This is a genomic window from Flavobacterium ajazii (assembly GCF_010614725.1).
Lineage (GTDB): Bacteria > Bacteroidota > Bacteroidia > Flavobacteriales > Flavobacteriaceae > Flavobacterium > Flavobacterium ajazii.
On sequence record NZ_JAAEHL010000012.1, the window covers coordinates 22,479 to 40,268 of the forward strand.

The following is a 17,790-nucleotide window of genomic DNA, read 5'->3' on the forward strand; positions in this document are numbered from 1 at the left end:
TAACTAAGTAACTAATGCTTTTTTTCTAAAACTTTAGTTACTTAGTACCTTAATAATATAAGTCTATTTGAAAAATGTAAGTAAGAGCGTGCGTTTTATATTAGTAACAAGATTCTGCCACCGGAGCTTCTCCGGTAATTTCCATCCAGTCTATGTTTGCAAAGGCCAAAGCATCAATGGTTTCTAATCTGATGACATTTATACCTTTATTTAATTTAATGGTTATCGGCTCAGTAGTCGCAAATTTGGTTGTACTGGATGTTATAGGGAAAGCCACATCAATCGTATCAGCTGCGTTTACTTTCACTTTTGCAGATGTAGTTTTACCTCTGTGTACATATCGAAATACGATCGTATAAAGTCCTGAAGTTGGTACTTTCACTGTATAATTTATTCCACTGCCTGAAGCATCAGTAATGTTGGTTACTTTTCTGTTGGCAGCACTTGAGTTAATTGCTATAATTCCATCATAAGCGCAAAACCCCGGTGTAGCTTCTTCAATTCGTAAAGTATGATTCCCTGTGAGTTTTTCTCCAAAAGTTGCTGTAATTCCCATATCTGCTGTCATTGCAACAGTTATTTTTTCGGTAGTTTCTCCAGAATTCCATGCTTTTAATTCATTTCCTGCTGAAGGAACCGCAGTAAGTGTAACTATTTCACCCTCTGTATAAGTGGTTTTATTTGGATTTACAGTAATTGTTCCACCTTCTGTTGGATTAGCCACGGTTGTTAAAACATAAGCAGCCGGTATCGTACTTTTAAAATTAGCTGTAATGGTTTTATTGGCATCCATTTTTACAGTAGTCGTTGCAGTAGTTGAGCCATCACTCCAGGATTTAAATATATAATTTGAAGATGGTACCCCCGTTAAGGTTACAACATCACCGGCATCATAAGTTACTTTAACAGGACTAACGGTTATGCTTCCTCCTGCAATTGGTTTTGCTACAGTTTTCAATACAAAATCTGTTTTTTGTTGAGATCCCAATTCTCTTGCTCCCAGATCCGGTGCAGATCCGTTGAATTCAATTCCGACATTTTGCACACCCGCATCTATAAAATCACTTGTAGATTTCAATGCTAAAAAATCTCCTAAATTTGGACTTCCGTCTTCATTTTTAAGAACAGCAGGAACTGTTAAGGAAACAAAATCATCATCGCTGATTACAAGTGCCGGAGTCCTTCCATTTGTACTTTCTTTTATCCACCACACATTTGAATTTTCAACATCTTTACCAAAATTTTTATCTTTAAATGATTTATATGAGATGTTGTTTCTAAATTGGTGCTTTCCTCCTTCACGAAAACCAAAGCCATTACTTTTATTGTTGTAAGAAGTATTATTCGTCATCTCAATAGCCCCTAGATTATTATTATCAGTAAATCCATGCTGACCATTACCAAACGCAATACAGCGTCGCAGAATATGATTTACCGGAATACCTTCGCCACCTAATTTAAAACCGTTTTTATCTCCGGTTGCTGTAGTTGTTCCGTTCGTAAGCGTACCGTTGTTGTAAGCCACACAATTTTCGAATAAAATTGCTCCGATAGGTCCAGTTTTTCTTTTGGTATACAAATCCCAGCCATCATCACTGTTATTGTGAGAAATACAGCCACGAAAAACATTTCCCTTACCACAAGTCAGTTTTGCAGCAAAGCCATCAGCATTTTCTGCTAATGAATCCTTATTATCAAAAGATTCGCAGTTCAGAATTAAATTATTGGAAGGCCATTGACTGATTAATGTATAAGCAGCATAATATCGACTGATCTGTAGCCCGCTATCTCTGTTTTTTTCGAAAATACAATTATTAATAGTGTTATTATTGCCCGAAAGCAATATACCATTATCTCCTGCTTTTCTAATTGTAATTCCTTTGAAATACCAATAAAAACCATCTAATACAATTCCTTTGTTTTCATTGATTTCCCTTTGTGCCGAAAAATCAAGAATTGGAGTTTCATCAGTATAAGCTTCTATCCTTTTTAGCTTTCCTGCAGTGCCGCTATTTTCTCTTGTAATAAAAATAGTTGAAGTTATTGAATAAATTCCACCCCGCATATATATCGTCTGCCCTGGAGTTATAATTTTGATTGCTTTTTGAAGTATGGTGGGATTATCAATAGCCCCCGAATTAGTTTCTTTTCCTGCCGGGGAAACATAAATTTGAGCATTTATCCAAAGAGGAAAAAGCAAAATTGTAAAAAACTGATAAATTAACTTTTTCTTCATTTTAATAAAACCCTTATAATAGTTGATGTAATTCTTATTTTTCTCAAATTATTACACTTCAAAAAGTTTTCCTGAAGCTAAAATCTGTCAATACAAAAATGTAATCGATTACACAAATATATGGTATTATTATCAATAAATAAGTTAAAAGTTAAAAAAATCACAAAAAAAACAATATTTATGCTTGAAAATTACACTATACATAAATACTTTATTTGTAATTAGTGTAAAAAACACACTTTACATTAATCAATGTAATCGATAACAAAATAAGGGAGTTTTTAAAAAACTTAATATCACTACTATTTATAAAAAACATCATAAGCAAATCGGATGAGAGTTCCGATTACGACAACTAAAAAGAAAATCCTTATGAAGCCATTCCCTTTGTTGATAGCAAGTTTTGCGCCAAGCCAGCCTCCTATTCCATTGCTGACAGCCATCGGAATTGCAATACTCCAAATAATTTTTCCTTTTATCATGAACAAACAAATAGATCCAAAGTTGGTCGCCAGATTTACCATTTTTGCATTTGCAGAAGCATGTAAAAAATCAAATCCTAGTAAGGCTATAAAAGCTACTACAAAAAAACTGCCGGTTCCGGGACCTATAAATCCGTCATAAAAACCAATAATAATGCTAATTACAACAGCATATATAATCTGAACAGTTGGTGAATGGTTTTTAGCCACATGCTGTCCAAAGTTTTTCTTCGCATACGTATACACAAAAAGTAAAGACAAAACTATTAGTAAAAGCGGTTTCATAAAATCGTTACTCACAAGAGTTAAGATTGTCGAACCCAAAAATGCTGAAGGAACAGCCAGGCACATCATAATCAATAATAATCTCCACTGGATAATTACATTTTTAAGATATTGAAAAGCCGCAAAAGCAGTTCCGCTAAAGGCCGGAATCTTCAATGTTCCAACGACAGTAGAAACAGGCAGATTTGGTAATAAAATCAATCCCATTGGGGTTTGAATCAATCCTCCCCCGCCAACAATCGCATCAATAAATCCGGCAGCAAATGCCGCCAGGCAAAGAAAAAGTATAATATAAGAATCCATCAAAGTTGTGTTTGAGCTGTTTAAAAAACAAGTTGCAAAAGTACGGCTTCCATTTTGTTTTATTACTAAAAATTTAAAGTGTATTTCTCCTCAAAAAGTATATTTTTGCCTAAAAATTACTGAAATGGATTTCAACAAAATAATAGAACTTGCGAGTTATACTTTACCAGCATTAGTTACCGGAGTTGTGGCTTATCGTTTTTTTGAGCTGCACATTAAAAACAATGATAAAAAACGTGCTTTTTTACTAAATAAGGAATATCAAAAACAATCTTTCCCAATACGTTTGCAGGCGTACGAGCGTATGACTTTATTTTTGGAGCGAATTAACCTGACGAAATTATTAATTCGTATTAGTCCTATTTCACAACAAAAACACGATTACGAAAATTTTGTAATTGAACAAATTGAACAGGAATTTGAGCACAATCTAACACAACAAATTTATATGTCTGATGAGTGCTGGACAATCATTACAACTGCAAAAAATGCAACTATACAAATGATACGTAAAGCAGCCATGAGTGAACGTGTAGACAGCGCAGATAAATTGCGTGAAGTGATTTTGAATGATTTATTAGAAAAACAATCTCCTAGTAATGCAGCTTTGGGATTTATCAAAAATGAGGTTGCTGAGCTTTGGTAATATTTTAGCCATTTAGTTCCTGGTAATTAGTGACTAGCTTTAAAAACTAATTCATAAGTACAAGGAACTAAATAACTAAAATCTATCTATTATCGCTCATAATCTCAGACTTATTCTGAGCATATTCATATCCTTGTTCCCACCACGTTTTCATGACCTCTTTATTAAAAATCAAGGCATTGTTGGTCAGTTTTGTTGGAGTGTAATATAAATTAAGTTTTACATTCTTATTATTTGCTATTAGTTTTCCTATGGCAATATCATGTTTTTCAACCTGATCGAGGGCAATTCTAAACAAATCAATCATCAAAGAAAATGGGTTTTTGCCAATAACCGTTTTTTCCATATTAACTTCTGTTTCCAGAACAATTACGTCAATTTCTGTTGCTCCTCTATTGATTGCTTCACGAATAGGAACCAGGCTTGAAAATCCGCCATCGCCATATTCACAGTTGTTTTTTTCAACAAGACTCATAAAAGGCACATAGTTACTCGAAATCCAGGACCAGTCACAAAACTCTTCGTAAGTACACTCTTTTATAGACTTATATTCAGCTTCGTTTTTCGTGAAATTGGTTACTGTAATGACTACATCTTTTTTTAGTTTCTTCAACTGATTGAAATCAGATAAAGAGAAATTACTTCTAATGTATTTCTTCAATCCTTTACTTTCCCCAAACGTTCTTTTTCCTTTAAAAAACTGGCGAATTACATTAAAGTGATTAATGGTCACAATATCTACTCCATCTTTAACTTTGACCACAAAAGGGCAAATATTAAATATTTTAGACATGTTCACATTGGTATAAATTGAATGAATCTGTTCAATATTTCCGAGTGCGAGATGCGGAATCAATAAACTTCCGGTTGAAGTCCCGAGGTATAAATCGTACTGATGTTTTTTTACTTCTAATAAATATTGTGCAACACCGCCGGCAAATGCGCCTTTACTACCGCCACCGGAAATAACCAATGCTCTCATAAATTAATTGTAGGTTTTGTTTTTGTTTCTTTAGATGAAAGAAAAAAGACTGAAGAAAAAAGATTTCTATAAATTCTTAAAATGTTTGCTATCCGTCTTTTGGTTCTTGCATCTATTTTTTATTCTTTCAATAAACGATTTAACTGAAATTGTTCATCGGGGGTCAAATTAGGCAAAATTCTTTCAAACGAAGCACGCATTTCAGAATTTTTTAATAACAATCGAATGGTTTCTCTTCCGAATTTCGAAAATTGCCACATATGATGCGTTGTAGCATTCACTAAATTACTCAGCACCTGATCGTTAATAATTTTAAACGCAATTAGTTTTTCTAAAGCATTTTGTCTGGTAGTAGCATCATATTTTGTTGAAGAAAAAGCAATTAATTCTGAAATTAAAGCTTCTGGATCATTACTGTAATTTGTTGTAGACAGCGCCAAAGAAAGCCACAATGTACGAAGATTGTAATCGTTGAAACCAATCCACATTTTAGTTTTATCAAGATATTCTGTTCTGTGTTCAGGGAAATTCCTCCACAAAAAATAAAGAGCAACTTCCTGTGTCTGATAAGACTTGTCATCTAATAATGTTTCGTATGGGATCCTAAAATCTTCCGGGATTTTCGATAAATTTTCGGCTACAGCCTGGCGAACTTTTATATTATTCGTTTGCAAAGCGGCTGTTAAAAGTGCTTTTTTAGCTTCATATTTTTCAGCTTCAATTTGATCTATAACAGATACTTTTACAGCCTGGTATGCATCCGAATTTAAAACTTTTAGAAAGTAATCCTGCTTTTCTGCCAAAGATGTTTTTTTAAGCTTATCAATTTCTAAACGTTCCTGAATTGCTTTGTTTTTACTCAATAAGGCATTCGCTGTTGGTGTGTCAAAAGCTGATGTTTCCAGCCATGTTTTCTGAAATTTATCCAAATCAAAATCGGATACTTTTTTAATTTCGTTAAAGAAATCCTGCGTATTTACCGTTTTATAAGCATACTTTTTCAAGTAACTTTTTATCGCTTTTTTAAACGCCTTATCACCAATTGATTCATGCAAAACAAATAATGCCCAGGCTCCTTTTTCATAAAAAGTCAGTGAGCTGGCTTTGGCATTCAAAACCGGAATTGCATCTGTTCTGGAAGCAAATTTGAGCTGTTGTGCCGTATCGTATAACTTCGAATAAAAATAGTCTTCACCATAAATTTCTTTTTCGGCCAATAAAGCATAATACGTTGCAAAGCCCTCCTGAAGCCAGTGGTGTGTACTGCTTTCGGCTGTAATTAAATCTCCAAACCAATGATGGGCCAGCTCATGTGCATCAACATTGGTATAATTTCGATCTGTAAAACCAATCGAATCAACTACGTGGCGGGTTGCAAAAAGCGTTGTGGTCGTATTCTCCATTCCGGCATACAAAAAGTCCCGAACCGGAATCTGTCTGTTGCTTTTCCATGGATATTTCACTCCTATTTCTTTCTCTAAAAAGTCAAAAATGCGTTTTGAATAACGATAAGTCGGTTCAAAACGATCTGCATCTTTAGGCTCTAAATAATATTCTAACAGAATTTTAGATTTTGATTTAAATTCTTTTTTATCAAATTTCCCAATCGCAAGCATCAATAGATATGAACTCATCGGCTTTTCCATCTGGTATTGCCAGTGAAACTGATTGTTTTCTTCTTGTTTTTCTTTTAAAATTCCGTTTGAAACAACCTGATAATTTTTGTCATACGTAATTCCGAGGTTAAAAATCAATTTCTCATTCACATCATCAAAACTCGGGAACCAATTACTAGTATACCTTCCCTGCCCCTGCGTCCAGATTTGTACCTCAGCATTCTCAATATCTACAAAATACAAAGCTTGTTTTGGTTTTACAGCATATTCAAAGGTTAATTGATTCTCTCCTTCCTGAAAATGACCTATGAGTTGCAGTTGTTTCCCTGTATTAATAAAAATTGCTTCTTTTTGATTGATTTTTACCTGAGAAAATTCCATGTTTTTGGCATCAATCTTAATGGTATCAAGCGATTTTAGAACCTCAAATTGAAATTCAACCGAACCGGAAACCAATTTTTCATTGGGATTCAGTTTTAATTGACCTGAAACCGATTTAAAATCGACAAATTGGATTTGTTGTGCAAAAACGAAAGTGGTAAAAAATAATAAGATGTATTTCATTGAAAATTTGAATTTATAGAATCCGTATCCCAAGATTGTGGATTATTTTTAATGTAATCATAAATTATCTCAAATCGTTTGTAATTTCTAACAATATGGTCATGATAATTTGATTGCCAAATAGTCTCAGTTCCATTTATTTGTTTTGTGGTGACCGATTTAAAAATGGCTACGAATGATGAAATTGAATCGGGTTTTCGGGATAATTTTGGTTCTGAGGTACCTGGTAGAGACGCACAGCAGTGCGTCTTCACAACGTTTGCCGATGTGCCGGGGTTAGACGCACTGCTGTGCGTCTCTACGATATGCGTTTGGGATAATTCATTTTTTATAGAAATTTCGCATTGCGAGGGAGATGCACTGCTGTGCATCTCTACATTGTGCGTCTCTACATTAGAATCAGGATTTTTATTTTGAATTTCAATCAATAAATGGATATGATTTGGCATTACTACCCAATTATGGAAAAACCAATTTTTACGAATTTTAATTGATTTTAAAAGTTCATTTTCAACAATTTCTCCATTGCTATTTAAAATCATTTTTCCTTCTTCGACAGAGCCAAAAATAGATTCTCTGTTTTTAGTGGCAATTGTAATAAAATAAACTGCTTCGTTGGAATAATCCCAGTCTTTCAATCTATTTGAATCAACCTTAAATTTATTTTTAAATAATGCCATTTTTTGTTTTGTAAAACATCAAAGTTACAAAGGTTTCATCAACAAATCGAATGAAATTTGTATGTTTACATTAGAAAATTACAAGAACGTGTCAATACCAAAAAAAGCATTATTTAACTGGAGCAGCGGAAAAGATTCAGCTCTGGCTTTATATAAAATCCTTCAGAATCCTGATTATGAAATTGAATGTTTACTAACTAGCGTTAATCAGCAATATGAACGAATTTCAATGCACGGTGTACGTACAGAATTACTCGAATCTCAAGCCAAAAGTATCGGTTTACCTTTAAAAATAATGCAGATTCCGGAAATGCCAACCATGGAAGTGTATGAAAATGTCATGACTGAAACATTATCCAAATTGAAAAAAGAAGGTATTACACATTCTGTTTTTGGAGATATTTTTTTGGAAGATTTACGAAAATACCGTGAAGACAAATTAACTGAAATAGGTTTTGAAGCTGTTTTTCCAATCTGGAAAATCCCAACTTCTGATTTGATTCAGGAATTCATCCGTTTAGGATTTAAGACGATTGTAGTTTGTGTAAATGAACGTTACCTCGATAAGAGTTTTGTTGGTCGTATTATCGATCAGGATTTTATTAATGATTTACCTGAAAATGTGGATGTTTGTGGTGAGAACGGTGAATTTCATACTTTTACTTTTGATGGCCCAATTTTCTCAGAGGTTATTAATTTCGAAATTGGTGAAACCGTATATCGCAAATATGAAAAACCAAAAACAGAATCCAGCAATACAGCCTGCGATACAAATGTATCAGATACTTTTGATTACGGATTCTGGTATATTGACTTAATTCCCAAATAATTTATAAATAAGTACTTCTAAATTCATTCGGAGTACTTCCAAATTTCACCTTAAAAGCATTAGTAAAATTCTGTACAAATTTATAACCGCACAAAAGAGATATTTCGGAGAGTGATTTATCATTTTCGATAAGAAGCCTTTTCGCTTCAATCATTCGGAGTTCGAACAAATAAGCAAAAACAGTAGTTCCAAAAATTTCTTTAAATCCTTTTTTAAGTTTATAATCATTTAGCCCTGCGCGATGTGAAAGTTCAACTAATGAAAGAGATATTGATATGTTTTCTTCTAAAATTGACTTGGCCAAATGAATTTTTTCAATATCATAATCTTTTATGCTTAAATCTTTGGCATTTAATTGTATGGATTCAAATTGTTCTAATTGTAACATTAATAACTTCAAAATTTTTGCCTCTGTAAAAAGTGTTTTAAGAATCCCTTTTCTTTTACAGCTAATCAATTCATTCAGGATGCTATTCATTTCGGGAGTCATAGTCATATTTTCAGAATTGAGTACCGAATATTGTTCCTTTTTTACTCCCTTCCAAAATGTATCTAAAACAGGATAATGAGAATTTAAAATTTTGCTAAAATGTTTTTCCGAGAAAATAATATGAAAGGAAGAATGTTTAGTATCCTGTTCTTCAAAATTCATTGAATATCCACTTTGGGGATAATAATTTAGGTTATGCTGCTTAGTATTAAATTTTACAACATTCCCGCTCTCACAATCCTCAATAATTGAAGATCCGCTAAGGTTAAAATACATTTTTATGACAGGACACGAAAATTTAAATTTTAGGTTTTTGTTTCGGTTCAATTTAAATTCTCCAAAGCATAAATGAATATTTTTAAAAATAATCTTCTTGAAAGATGCTTCTCCAATTTCATTTGAAATCTGCCAAAAATCATCCGTAATATCCTTATTATCATGTAATAAATCTATAAAAATTACTTCATCAATACTGGCTTCATCTAATTCAAAAGTGCTCATAAGTTTTCAATTAATCCGTTTGTAATAAATTTTAATCCGTCTGTAATAATTCCCGGCTGAATTTATTAGAGATATTTGCTACAAATATTATTATTATTTAGACTAAATACAAATAATATTGATTTATTAACTTTTAAATATTTACAGATCGTTTTACAAATGGCTTTATGATGAAAAAAAATTACTTATATTTATTACACTCCATAATTTTAGCGGTATTCTTACCCAGTGTAGTATTTGCACAGGTTTGGGAAGATGTTGGTTCAACAACAGGAATATCTGCAGCGGGAAGCAGTTTTAACAAATTGGTTAAAGATTCTGACGGGAATTTTTATGTTTCCTATTACGATGTCAGCGTAACAAAAGGTTCTGTGCAAAAATTTGACGGAACAAGCTGGACTTATCTTGGAGGCTCTCCCGGAATAACTACACAATATGCAACTTTCAATGCTTTGGTAGTAAAGGATGCACAAAACGTATTTTATTCATATCGGGATGGCGGAATGATCGTTAAAAAATTTGATGGTACCGCATGGACAACTTTACCGAGTCCGGTATCCACTTCAGTCACACAGCAAGCACTAGCAATTGACAATTCCGGAATTCTTTATGCTGGCTATGAAACAGCAAACGGTACCGTTAAAAGATATGTAAATGGAGTCTGGGAACAATTGGGAACAACTGGTTTTGGAACTGCTGCAGTTGGTTTTCTTAATATGAAAGTAGGTACAAATAACAAAATCTATGTCTCTTTCAATAATAATGGATATGTTCATGTTTATGAAAATGATTTAGATGCTCCATCTACTCAAGCCTGGCTGCCAGTAGGAAACGTTATAAATATTGCTACAGCCTCAAACAGTGAAAATTACAATTCTTCCTTAGCCATTGATGCTAATAATAATCTTTACTTAGCTTATGTTTCTGGAAGTTCCAGCGGTCAAAAATTAAATGTAAAAAAATACAGCGGTACTGCATGGGAAACTTTAGGTGCTGAAAACTTTTCTGACGGAAGAGTTCAGCATATTAGTCTTGCTGTTACTTCTTCCGGAACACCTTATGTAGTTTGCAGTAATTGGGAGAATGATAATTACCTAAAAAACTATACTTACGGATTCAATAATGAAGCCTGGGTAAAAATTGGCGGATACGTTTCAACCGGACAAGCAACCTACAACTCCTTACTAATTGATAAAAATGAGGATTTAATTTTGTCTTTCAGCGATAGTGGTGTTGGCAAAACTGTTGTAAAGAAATATGATATTGAAACAATTGCAAAATACTGTGAGGTTAAATTCCCTCAAAATACAGAGCCAATTACACAAGTTACTTTTGCAGGAATTACAAACCCGAGTACAGAAACAATTGGCAGTTCGACTCCAGCTTATGAAGATTTTACAACCGTTTTTGGAAATGTAGATCTTGGTGGCACCTACCCTATTTCTGTTTCCGGTAATAACGATACTAATACGGTTAATAATTTTGCTAACCATATTGTTGCTTACTTTGACTGGAATCATAACGGTTCTTTCTTAGATGCCGGCGAAACATACTACTTAGGATATATCCAGGGAAATGGTTCTGTTTCTACTCTAACAGGCAACATTATTGTACCAACAGATGCTTTGACTGGAAATACAAGAATGAGAATTGTTAAAAAATATTATTCTACTACCAACCAATCTATTCCGGGTTCCTGTAATACTACCGGATATGGTCAGGCAGAAGATTATACAATTATCGTACACAAAGACCAGGTTTTTGCAACGGAAGTTACAGTGGCTGTTTTAAACAACGAAACTCCAAAAATTACAACTTTGGGAGGTACTTTACAATTAGTTAAAAAAGTTTTGCCAGCAGAGGCTACTCAAAATGTGACCTGGAGCATCAGTTCGGGAGCTGATTTTGCAAGCGTTTCTTCAAGCGGATTAATTACTGCAAAAGCAGACGGATCTGTAACTGTAAAAGTAACTTCTGTTGAAAACCCTGCTTTATATGCCGAAATTACAATTGTAATTTCAAACCAAACACCTGCTTCAACATGTACTTTTTCCACTTTAACACTTACCGGTTTTAATGCCGATGTAGTTGCGGAAGGAACTGGCGGAAATGCAGACACAAAAACTACTGCAATTATTGATGCTGCCAATGTATTTTATGCTAAAAACTTTGTTCCCGTAAATCCGCATAGTTCTGGTGCAAGCGCGACTGCTTTTGGCGGAGGACTTCCGGTAAACGGAACTCTTACCAGCGCTTCTACTCAGGGACTTGATTTTCAATTTGCAGATTATGCTTCAAATAATGCTTTAGTATTAAGAAACAGTCTTACAAATACAGGAACTTTAACTTTATCAACTCCTAAAAAGGCAGAAAAAATTTATATTGCCTCTGTAGCTGCTGAAGGAGATAATACGGTTACAGTTACTGCAAATTTTGACGACAACACTACACAAACTTTTACAATTAATGCTACAGATTGGTGGCAGACTGGTTCACTTTCTAATAAAGTAATCACTGGCCTTGGAAGAATTTCCCGCGGTGCAAGCTGGGCCCCTTTAAATCAATTTGATGGTTTATCTCAAACCGGAATTTACCAAAATGAACTTGTTTTAGATGTAGCAAATCATCAAAAAACAATTACTTCATTAAAATTTACGCAAACTCCTCCATCAAACAATGCAACTACTACTGCAATATTAGCAGTAAGTATTTGTGAAGCTCCGGACAACACTACTGTAGAAGGTCCTGTTGCTATTACTTCAGGTTTCAATCATGATATTATTGCAAACGGAGTAGGAAATGCTTCTGCATCAACAACTGTTGGATTTGATCAGGCAAATACAAGGGCATTGGTTTCTTTAGATTTTAAAGCAACAGCTTCTAATGCAGTGCCAAGTTATGGATTACCTGCTGATGGAAAAATCAACAGTGCCAATACTTCCGGAATTGTATATCAACTGGCAAATTATTCGGGTTCGAATGCACTTTTCTTAACGCCTTCTCATGTTGGAAACGGGGCTGCAAATAGTGGAACTTTAGCTTTTAAAACTTCAAACACAGGAAAACTTTATGTTTTAACTGCTGCTGCCGGCGGAGGTTCAACTAACCTGAATTTTACAGCTACAATTAATTTTAGCGACGGAACTACACAAGTAATAAATAATTTGTCTGTTTCAGACTGGTATAATGGTGCAAATTATGCCATTCAGGGAATTGGACGTGTCAATACAACCAACAATAACTTAGAAGGAGACAGTACAAATCCGAAATTATATGAAGTTGTTCTGGATATTTCAGCATCCAATCAAACCAAAACAATTAATAGTGTAAACTTTAGTTTTGCCGGAGATGCAAGTGCTGAATATGCTTCGCAAATCAGAATGTCAATTTTAGCAATCACTGCTCAAAAACCAATGCCGGCTGCTGATGTCTTAACACTGGCTGCAACAAATAGTGCTTCTCCAAAAATCACTGTAAAAGATGGTACTCTCGAATTAGCAGCTGCTTTAAACAATCAAACAATTGCTTCTACAGATGTAAACTGGACCATCGAAGAAGGGGATTCTTTTGCTACAATTGATACCAATGGTAAAGTTACCGCTACTGCAAATGGAACTGTAACGGTTAAAGCCGCGCTTAAAACTGACACCACAGTTTTTGCAGAAATAGAAATCACTATTTCAGGTCAGCAAACAGGATATTGTGATGCTTACTTTATTAATGGATGTGAAAATTTGTCTATCATAAGTGTTGCAACCTCAGGAGGAACAACCGATTTAAACAACATAACTTCAGGTTGTACAGGGAGCAATAATCTTAACGGATACAGCGACCATACTGATAAAATACTAAGGGCATCTGTAGGTAGTGAAATAACTTTCAATCTTCATTTTACCGGTTCGATGGCAATATACACTTTTCTGTCTGTTTGGATTGACTGGAATCAGGATTTCAATTTTGATGATAGCGAAATGGTATATGTTTCACAAAGTGAAGAAGCTTCTACTTTACAATTTAAAACAACTGTTCCTGCAAATGCTGTTTTAGGACAAACCAGAATGCGTTTTAAAGCAGTTGCCGGATGGGTTGGCTCTGGTTCTTGTGGTTATAATTCGCAAGGAGAAGTCGAAGATTATACCATAAACGTAGAAGCTAAACTTGGAACAGGTGATTTTGATAAAACATCTTATAGTATTTATCCTAACCCAACTTCAGACTTTGCTACAATTCAAACTACAGAAACCATCAAAGAAGTTGTTGTTTACAATATGATTGGACAACAAATTTCGAAAGAGAATTCAACTGTAATTGATCTCTCTAATGTAGGACAAGGTGTGTATATCGTTCAGGTTTTATTTGAAAATGGAACAAGTGTTATTCAAAAAATAATTAAAAAATAAGCACACAAACCCACCTATAGAATTTTATAAGTAAGCCTCACAGACATCTTTTTTTGTCTGTGAAGTTTGCTTTTTAAATACTAAACAGCCTTTCATCAACAGGCAAATTTTAATTCACAATGAAAAAATACGCAGTTATTCTTTTTACACTTTCGATGTTTTTATTCTCGGTAAAAACAACGGCACAATATTCAAACGAACATTATATTGCGCCATCACCCTGGCAATACTGGAGTGACGCCAACGAACTTGTAATTACCACTATTACTCCCGGAATTGTTAATGCAACGATTTCTAAAAGTGACGGAACCGAAATCGTTACTCTGGCTTTAACCTCATCTTTTCCTGCAATTTATCGTTTTGACGGAATTCCGATGTCAACCCCAAGAAATGCAGTAAATACCGTTTACAACGATCGTGGTTTAATTGTAAAATGTTCTTCACCAATTGCTGTAAACGTTAGAAATATTGCTTCAGACGAAGGAAATACCGGATCTGATGATTTAGGTAATTTTATTAAAGGAAATGCCTCGCTGGTAAGTTTTGGAGACAAGGGAAAAGGAACCTCTTTTAGATTAGGATATTACAGAAACGACTATACCGGAATTTCAGGAAATGCTCCAGTTTTTTCTGTTTTAGCCATAGAAGACAATACCGATATTTTGCTGGATAATGCTACATTTAAAACCCTAAATGCCGGGCAGAGTTTTTTATTCAGTGCAAAAATAGGAGCACATTTAACTTCTAATAAAATGGTCGTTGTGAATGCCGGAGCTTATTCTGATGCTCCAGGAGGCTGTTCTGACGGAATCGTTACTCAGGTAATCCCGGATCAGTCGCTTGGAAAAAATTATGTGATCGTTAGAGGAAACGGAACCCCTGGAACTCAATTGAATTATCCTGAACAGAGTACCATTATTGCTACGCAACCTAATACCGTTGTTAAAATTACCAATTACAATGCGCAAGGTGTATTATTAGGCACTTCTACCCAAACCATTGCTGCCGAAGGCGGTTCATACACTTTTCATCACGGAGATACTAAAACTCTATACTCTTCCTCTTTTGTCGAGGCTGATAAATCGGTTATTATCTACTCTGGTTCTGCAGATTTATGTGAAGTAGATATGTCAACTGTAATTCCTGTAGGAGATTGTACAGGTTCTAACGAAATTGTTACGCAAAAATTTACTTCATATAACGGAAATGATCTGGATGCTTTTGGATACATTGTTCTGGCAAACGCAACAGAACCCGTACTTATTAACGGATCAAACTTAGAAACCTTAACAGGAAAACAAAGAATTGCAATAGGAACAACAGGCTATTATATTATCCGATTTACAAATACAGAAGTCGGAAGTCCTGAAGTTTACAACATCTCTTCAAATGCAAAAATGACTGTCAGTATTGTACAGCAGGGAAATGGTTTTACGATGTCAGGATTCTTTTCATCATTTAATGAAACCATAACAAAGCCCGAAATTGTATCCAGTGAAAACTGCAATACCGTAATTTCTACACAGTCAGGTTTAGCTCCCTATCAATGGTACGTAGACGGAGTTGCTATTGCAGGGGAAACATCACAGACTCTCACTGTAAAAAACTCCGGAAATTATACTGTTACCGGAACTTTAGACTGTGGTATAACCAATCAATCCTCACCGCTAAATGTAAAGGTCTGCAGTGATTTGAGTGTTACAAAAGAAATTACCAATCTTGGTAATACAGGAAATATCACTTTTACGATTAAAGCCAAAAACAATGGCCCATTTCAAAATACAGGTGTAAAAGTGACCGATCTTCTCCCTAACGGATATGTGTTTGTTTCGGCCACAACTGTTACCGGAACTTATAATAAATCAAACGGAATCTGGAATATTGATGCATTAAGCGTCGATCAGGAAGTTACACTGCAAATAACAGCGACTGTAAACGAAAATGGAAATCATACCAATATTGCCAAAATTGAAGGTGCGAATTTTGATTCAAATCTAACTAATAATACTGCCGAAGTTACTCCTGTCTGGAATATGAGTTTAACAAAAAAAGCACAATTACCACTTTATCATAATATTGGAGATGTAATCATTTACGATTTAGTGCTTAAAAATACCGGAAATGTTTCCATGCACAATATTTCTGTTTTAGATGCCAATGCTGATACAGGAAGTATTACACCTTCGTTTATTGCGACTTTAAATTCAGGCGAAAGCATTACTGTTAAAGCCAATCATACAGTTACTAAAGCTGATGTTACAGCTAAAAAAGTAACCAATCAGGCGACCGTTTTTGGAGAAAGTTTTACAGACATTTTTCTAAAAGTAAATTCTGATGATCCATCGACTACGGCCTTAAGAGATGCTACAATCACGTCTGTAATTTCTGAAGCAGATTTAGTTACGGTAAAAACAGACAATCTGGAATCTTATATTGTTGATACTGATGTTACCTATACAATTACAGTTACTAACAATGGCCCCGGAAATGCTTATAATGTAAATGTTATCGATGAAATTCCGCAGGGAATCTCAATCATGAATTGGACTGATCATTTAGGAAACCCAGGAAGTGGTAAACTTGATGTCGCTTTAAGCGAATTAAAGAATGGTAGTTCAGCTGTTTTTAAAGTAACGGTTCATGTTCCTCAAAACTTTACAGGAAATTTAACCAATACAGCAGTTGTTACAAGTGATACCCCAGATCCTAATCCGGGTTGTACAACCTGTACAGATATTGATACCGAATATATCCCCAAAGCCGATTTGGTTACCGTAAAAACAGATAATCAGGATTATTATATACCCGGAAAAGAAGTGGTATACACTATTTCTGTTAAAAATAATGGTCCTGATTCAGCTAAAAATGTAATTGTAAATGATGCATTACCAACTGGAATTTCAGTTATGAAATGGACAGACAATTTAGGAAACTCGGGAAATGGTGCGCTTATTTCTACAATAAACGAATTACAAAACGGAGCTTCTGTCATTTATACTGTAACGCTTACAACACCTGAAAATTTAAAAGGAGATTTAGTAAATACTGTTGTAGTTTCAAGTGATACCTCAGACCCTAATCCGGGTTGTACAACTTGTACAGATATTGATACCGAATATATCCCGAAAGCCGATTTGGTTACCGTAAAAACAGATAATCAGGATTATTATATACCCGGAAAAGAAGTAGTATACACTATTTCTGTTAAAAATAATGGCCCTGATTCAGCTAAAAATGTAATTATAAATGATGCACTGCCAGCTGGAATTTCAGTTATGAAATGGACAGACAATTTAGGAAACTCGGGAAATGGTGCGCTTACTTCTACAATAAACGAATTACAAAACGGAGCCTCTGTCATTTATACTGTAACACTTACAGCACCTGAAGATTTAAAAGGAGATTTAGTAAATACTGTTGTAGTTTCAAGCGATACTCCAGACCCTAATCCTGCTTGTGCCGAATGTACGGATACCGATTTGCAGTGTATAGCTCCAAATCCCGCTTGTACTGAATACAGTGATACTATTCCGAATGTGATTTCACCAAACGGAGATGGAAAGAATGATTTCTTTGATCTTACAGCGTTACCTCCTGTTTCAAACCTACAAATCTTCAATCGTTTTGGGCGTGCAGTTTACGAACTTCAAAATTACAGCAATCAGTGGGAAGGACAATCCGACAAAGGTGAAAGGCTCCCTGACGGAACTTATTACTATATCATCCATTTCAAAGATGCAAAATCAACTGCAGGATGGGTTTATATAAGCCAATAA

10 protein-coding genes are annotated in these 17,790 nt (G+C 34.6%); 4 read left to right on the forward strand and 6 right to left on the reverse strand.

Features of this window, described 5'->3' with window-relative positions; genetic code table 11:
* Positions 1 to 100 precede the first annotated feature (100 nt).
* Positions 101 to 2,236 (reverse strand): InlB B-repeat-containing protein, encoded by a 2,136-nt coding sequence (locus GWR14_RS19180; RefSeq protein ID WP_163410756.1) that lies wholly within the window; start codon positions 2,234 to 2,236, stop codon positions 101 to 103.
* A gap of 302 nt (positions 2,237 to 2,538) precedes the next feature.
* Positions 2,539 to 3,306, reverse strand: a complete 768-nt coding sequence (locus tag GWR14_RS19185) for a sulfite exporter TauE/SafE family protein (protein ID WP_163410757.1) — start codon at positions 3,304 to 3,306, stop codon at positions 2,539 to 2,541.
* A gap of 124 nt (positions 3,307 to 3,430) precedes the next feature.
* Here GWR14_RS19185 and GWR14_RS19190 point away from each other — a divergent pair, with 124 nt between their 5' ends.
* Positions 3,431 to 3,952, forward strand: coding sequence for a DUF7935 family protein (locus GWR14_RS19190; RefSeq protein WP_163410758.1), 522 nt, complete (start codon positions 3,431 to 3,433; stop codon positions 3,950 to 3,952).
* Between the two features lie 82 nt (positions 3,953 to 4,034).
* On the opposite strand, the gene GWR14_RS19195 is transcribed toward GWR14_RS19190, so the two are convergent.
* The 3 genes from GWR14_RS19195 to GWR14_RS19205 form a co-directional block, all read right to left on the reverse strand.
* Complete coding sequence (locus tag GWR14_RS19195; protein WP_163410759.1) at positions 4,035 to 4,934, reverse strand: patatin-like phospholipase family protein; 900 nt, start codon at positions 4,932 to 4,934, stop codon at positions 4,035 to 4,037.
* Between the two features lie 119 nt (positions 4,935 to 5,053).
* The gene (locus tag GWR14_RS19200; protein WP_163410760.1) at positions 5,054 to 7,114 is read right to left on the reverse strand and encodes a M1 family metallopeptidase; all 2,061 of its coding nucleotides are present in this window, start codon (positions 7,112 to 7,114) and stop codon (positions 5,054 to 5,056) included.
* The gene (locus GWR14_RS19205) at positions 7,111 to 7,794 is read right to left on the reverse strand and encodes a transposase (RefSeq protein WP_163410761.1); all 684 of its coding nucleotides are present in this window, start codon (positions 7,792 to 7,794) and stop codon (positions 7,111 to 7,113) included. Before GWR14_RS19205 ends, GWR14_RS19200 begins: the two co-directional genes overlap by 4 nt.
* A 61-nt stretch (positions 7,795 to 7,855) precedes the next feature.
* Here GWR14_RS19205 and GWR14_RS19210 point away from each other — a divergent pair, with 61 nt between their 5' ends.
* Positions 7,856 to 8,623, forward strand: a complete 768-nt coding sequence (locus tag GWR14_RS19210) for a Dph6-related ATP pyrophosphatase (protein WP_163410762.1) — start codon at positions 7,856 to 7,858, stop codon at positions 8,621 to 8,623.
* A gap of 1 nt (position 8,624) precedes the next feature.
* On the opposite strand, the gene GWR14_RS19215 is transcribed toward GWR14_RS19210, so the two are convergent.
* Positions 8,625 to 9,614, reverse strand: a complete 990-nt coding sequence (locus tag GWR14_RS19215) for a helix-turn-helix domain-containing protein (protein ID WP_163410763.1) — start codon at positions 9,612 to 9,614, stop codon at positions 8,625 to 8,627.
* Between the two features lie 170 nt (positions 9,615 to 9,784).
* On the opposite strand from GWR14_RS19215, the gene GWR14_RS19220 reads away from it, so the two are divergent.
* Positions 9,785 to 14,014 carry a GEVED domain-containing protein gene (locus tag GWR14_RS19220; protein ID WP_163410764.1) on the forward strand — a complete coding sequence of 1,410 codons (4,230 nt, stop codon included), beginning with the start codon at positions 9,785 to 9,787 and terminating at the stop codon, positions 14,012 to 14,014.
* Positions 14,015 to 14,133: 119 nt separating this feature from the next.
* Entirely contained in the window at positions 14,134 to 17,790 is a 3,657-nt protein-coding gene (locus tag GWR14_RS19225; RefSeq protein ID WP_163410765.1) for a DUF7507 domain-containing protein, read from the forward strand.

Bases quoted from the DNA above. Each gene is read 5' to 3' on its own strand.
- GWR14_RS19180 (WP_163410756.1), bottom strand. From the start codon at position 2,236: ATGAAGAAAAAGTTAATTTATCAGTTTTTTACAATTTTGCTTTTTCCT.
- GWR14_RS19185 (WP_163410757.1), bottom strand. From the start codon at position 3,306: ATGGATTCTTATATTATACTTTTTCTTTGCCTGGCGGCATTTGCTGCC.
- GWR14_RS19190 (WP_163410758.1), top strand. From the start codon at position 3,431: ATGGATTTCAACAAAATAATAGAACTTGCGAGTTATACTTTACCAGCA.
- GWR14_RS19195 (WP_163410759.1), bottom strand. From the start codon at position 4,934: ATGAGAGCATTGGTTATTTCCGGTGGCGGTAGTAAAGGCGCATTTGCC.
- GWR14_RS19200 (WP_163410760.1), bottom strand. From the start codon at position 7,114: ATGAAATACATCTTATTATTTTTTACCACTTTCGTTTTTGCACAACAA.
- GWR14_RS19205 (WP_163410761.1), bottom strand. From the start codon at position 7,794: ATGGCATTATTTAAAAATAAATTTAAGGTTGATTCAAATAGATTGAAA.
- GWR14_RS19210 (WP_163410762.1), top strand. From the start codon at position 7,856: ATGTTTACATTAGAAAATTACAAGAACGTGTCAATACCAAAAAAAGCA.
- GWR14_RS19215 (WP_163410763.1), bottom strand. From the start codon at position 9,614: ATGAGCACTTTTGAATTAGATGAAGCCAGTATTGATGAAGTAATTTTT.
- GWR14_RS19220 (WP_163410764.1), top strand. From the start codon at position 9,785: ATGAAAAAAAATTACTTATATTTATTACACTCCATAATTTTAGCGGTA.
- GWR14_RS19225 (WP_163410765.1), top strand. From the start codon at position 14,134: ATGAAAAAATACGCAGTTATTCTTTTTACACTTTCGATGTTTTTATTC.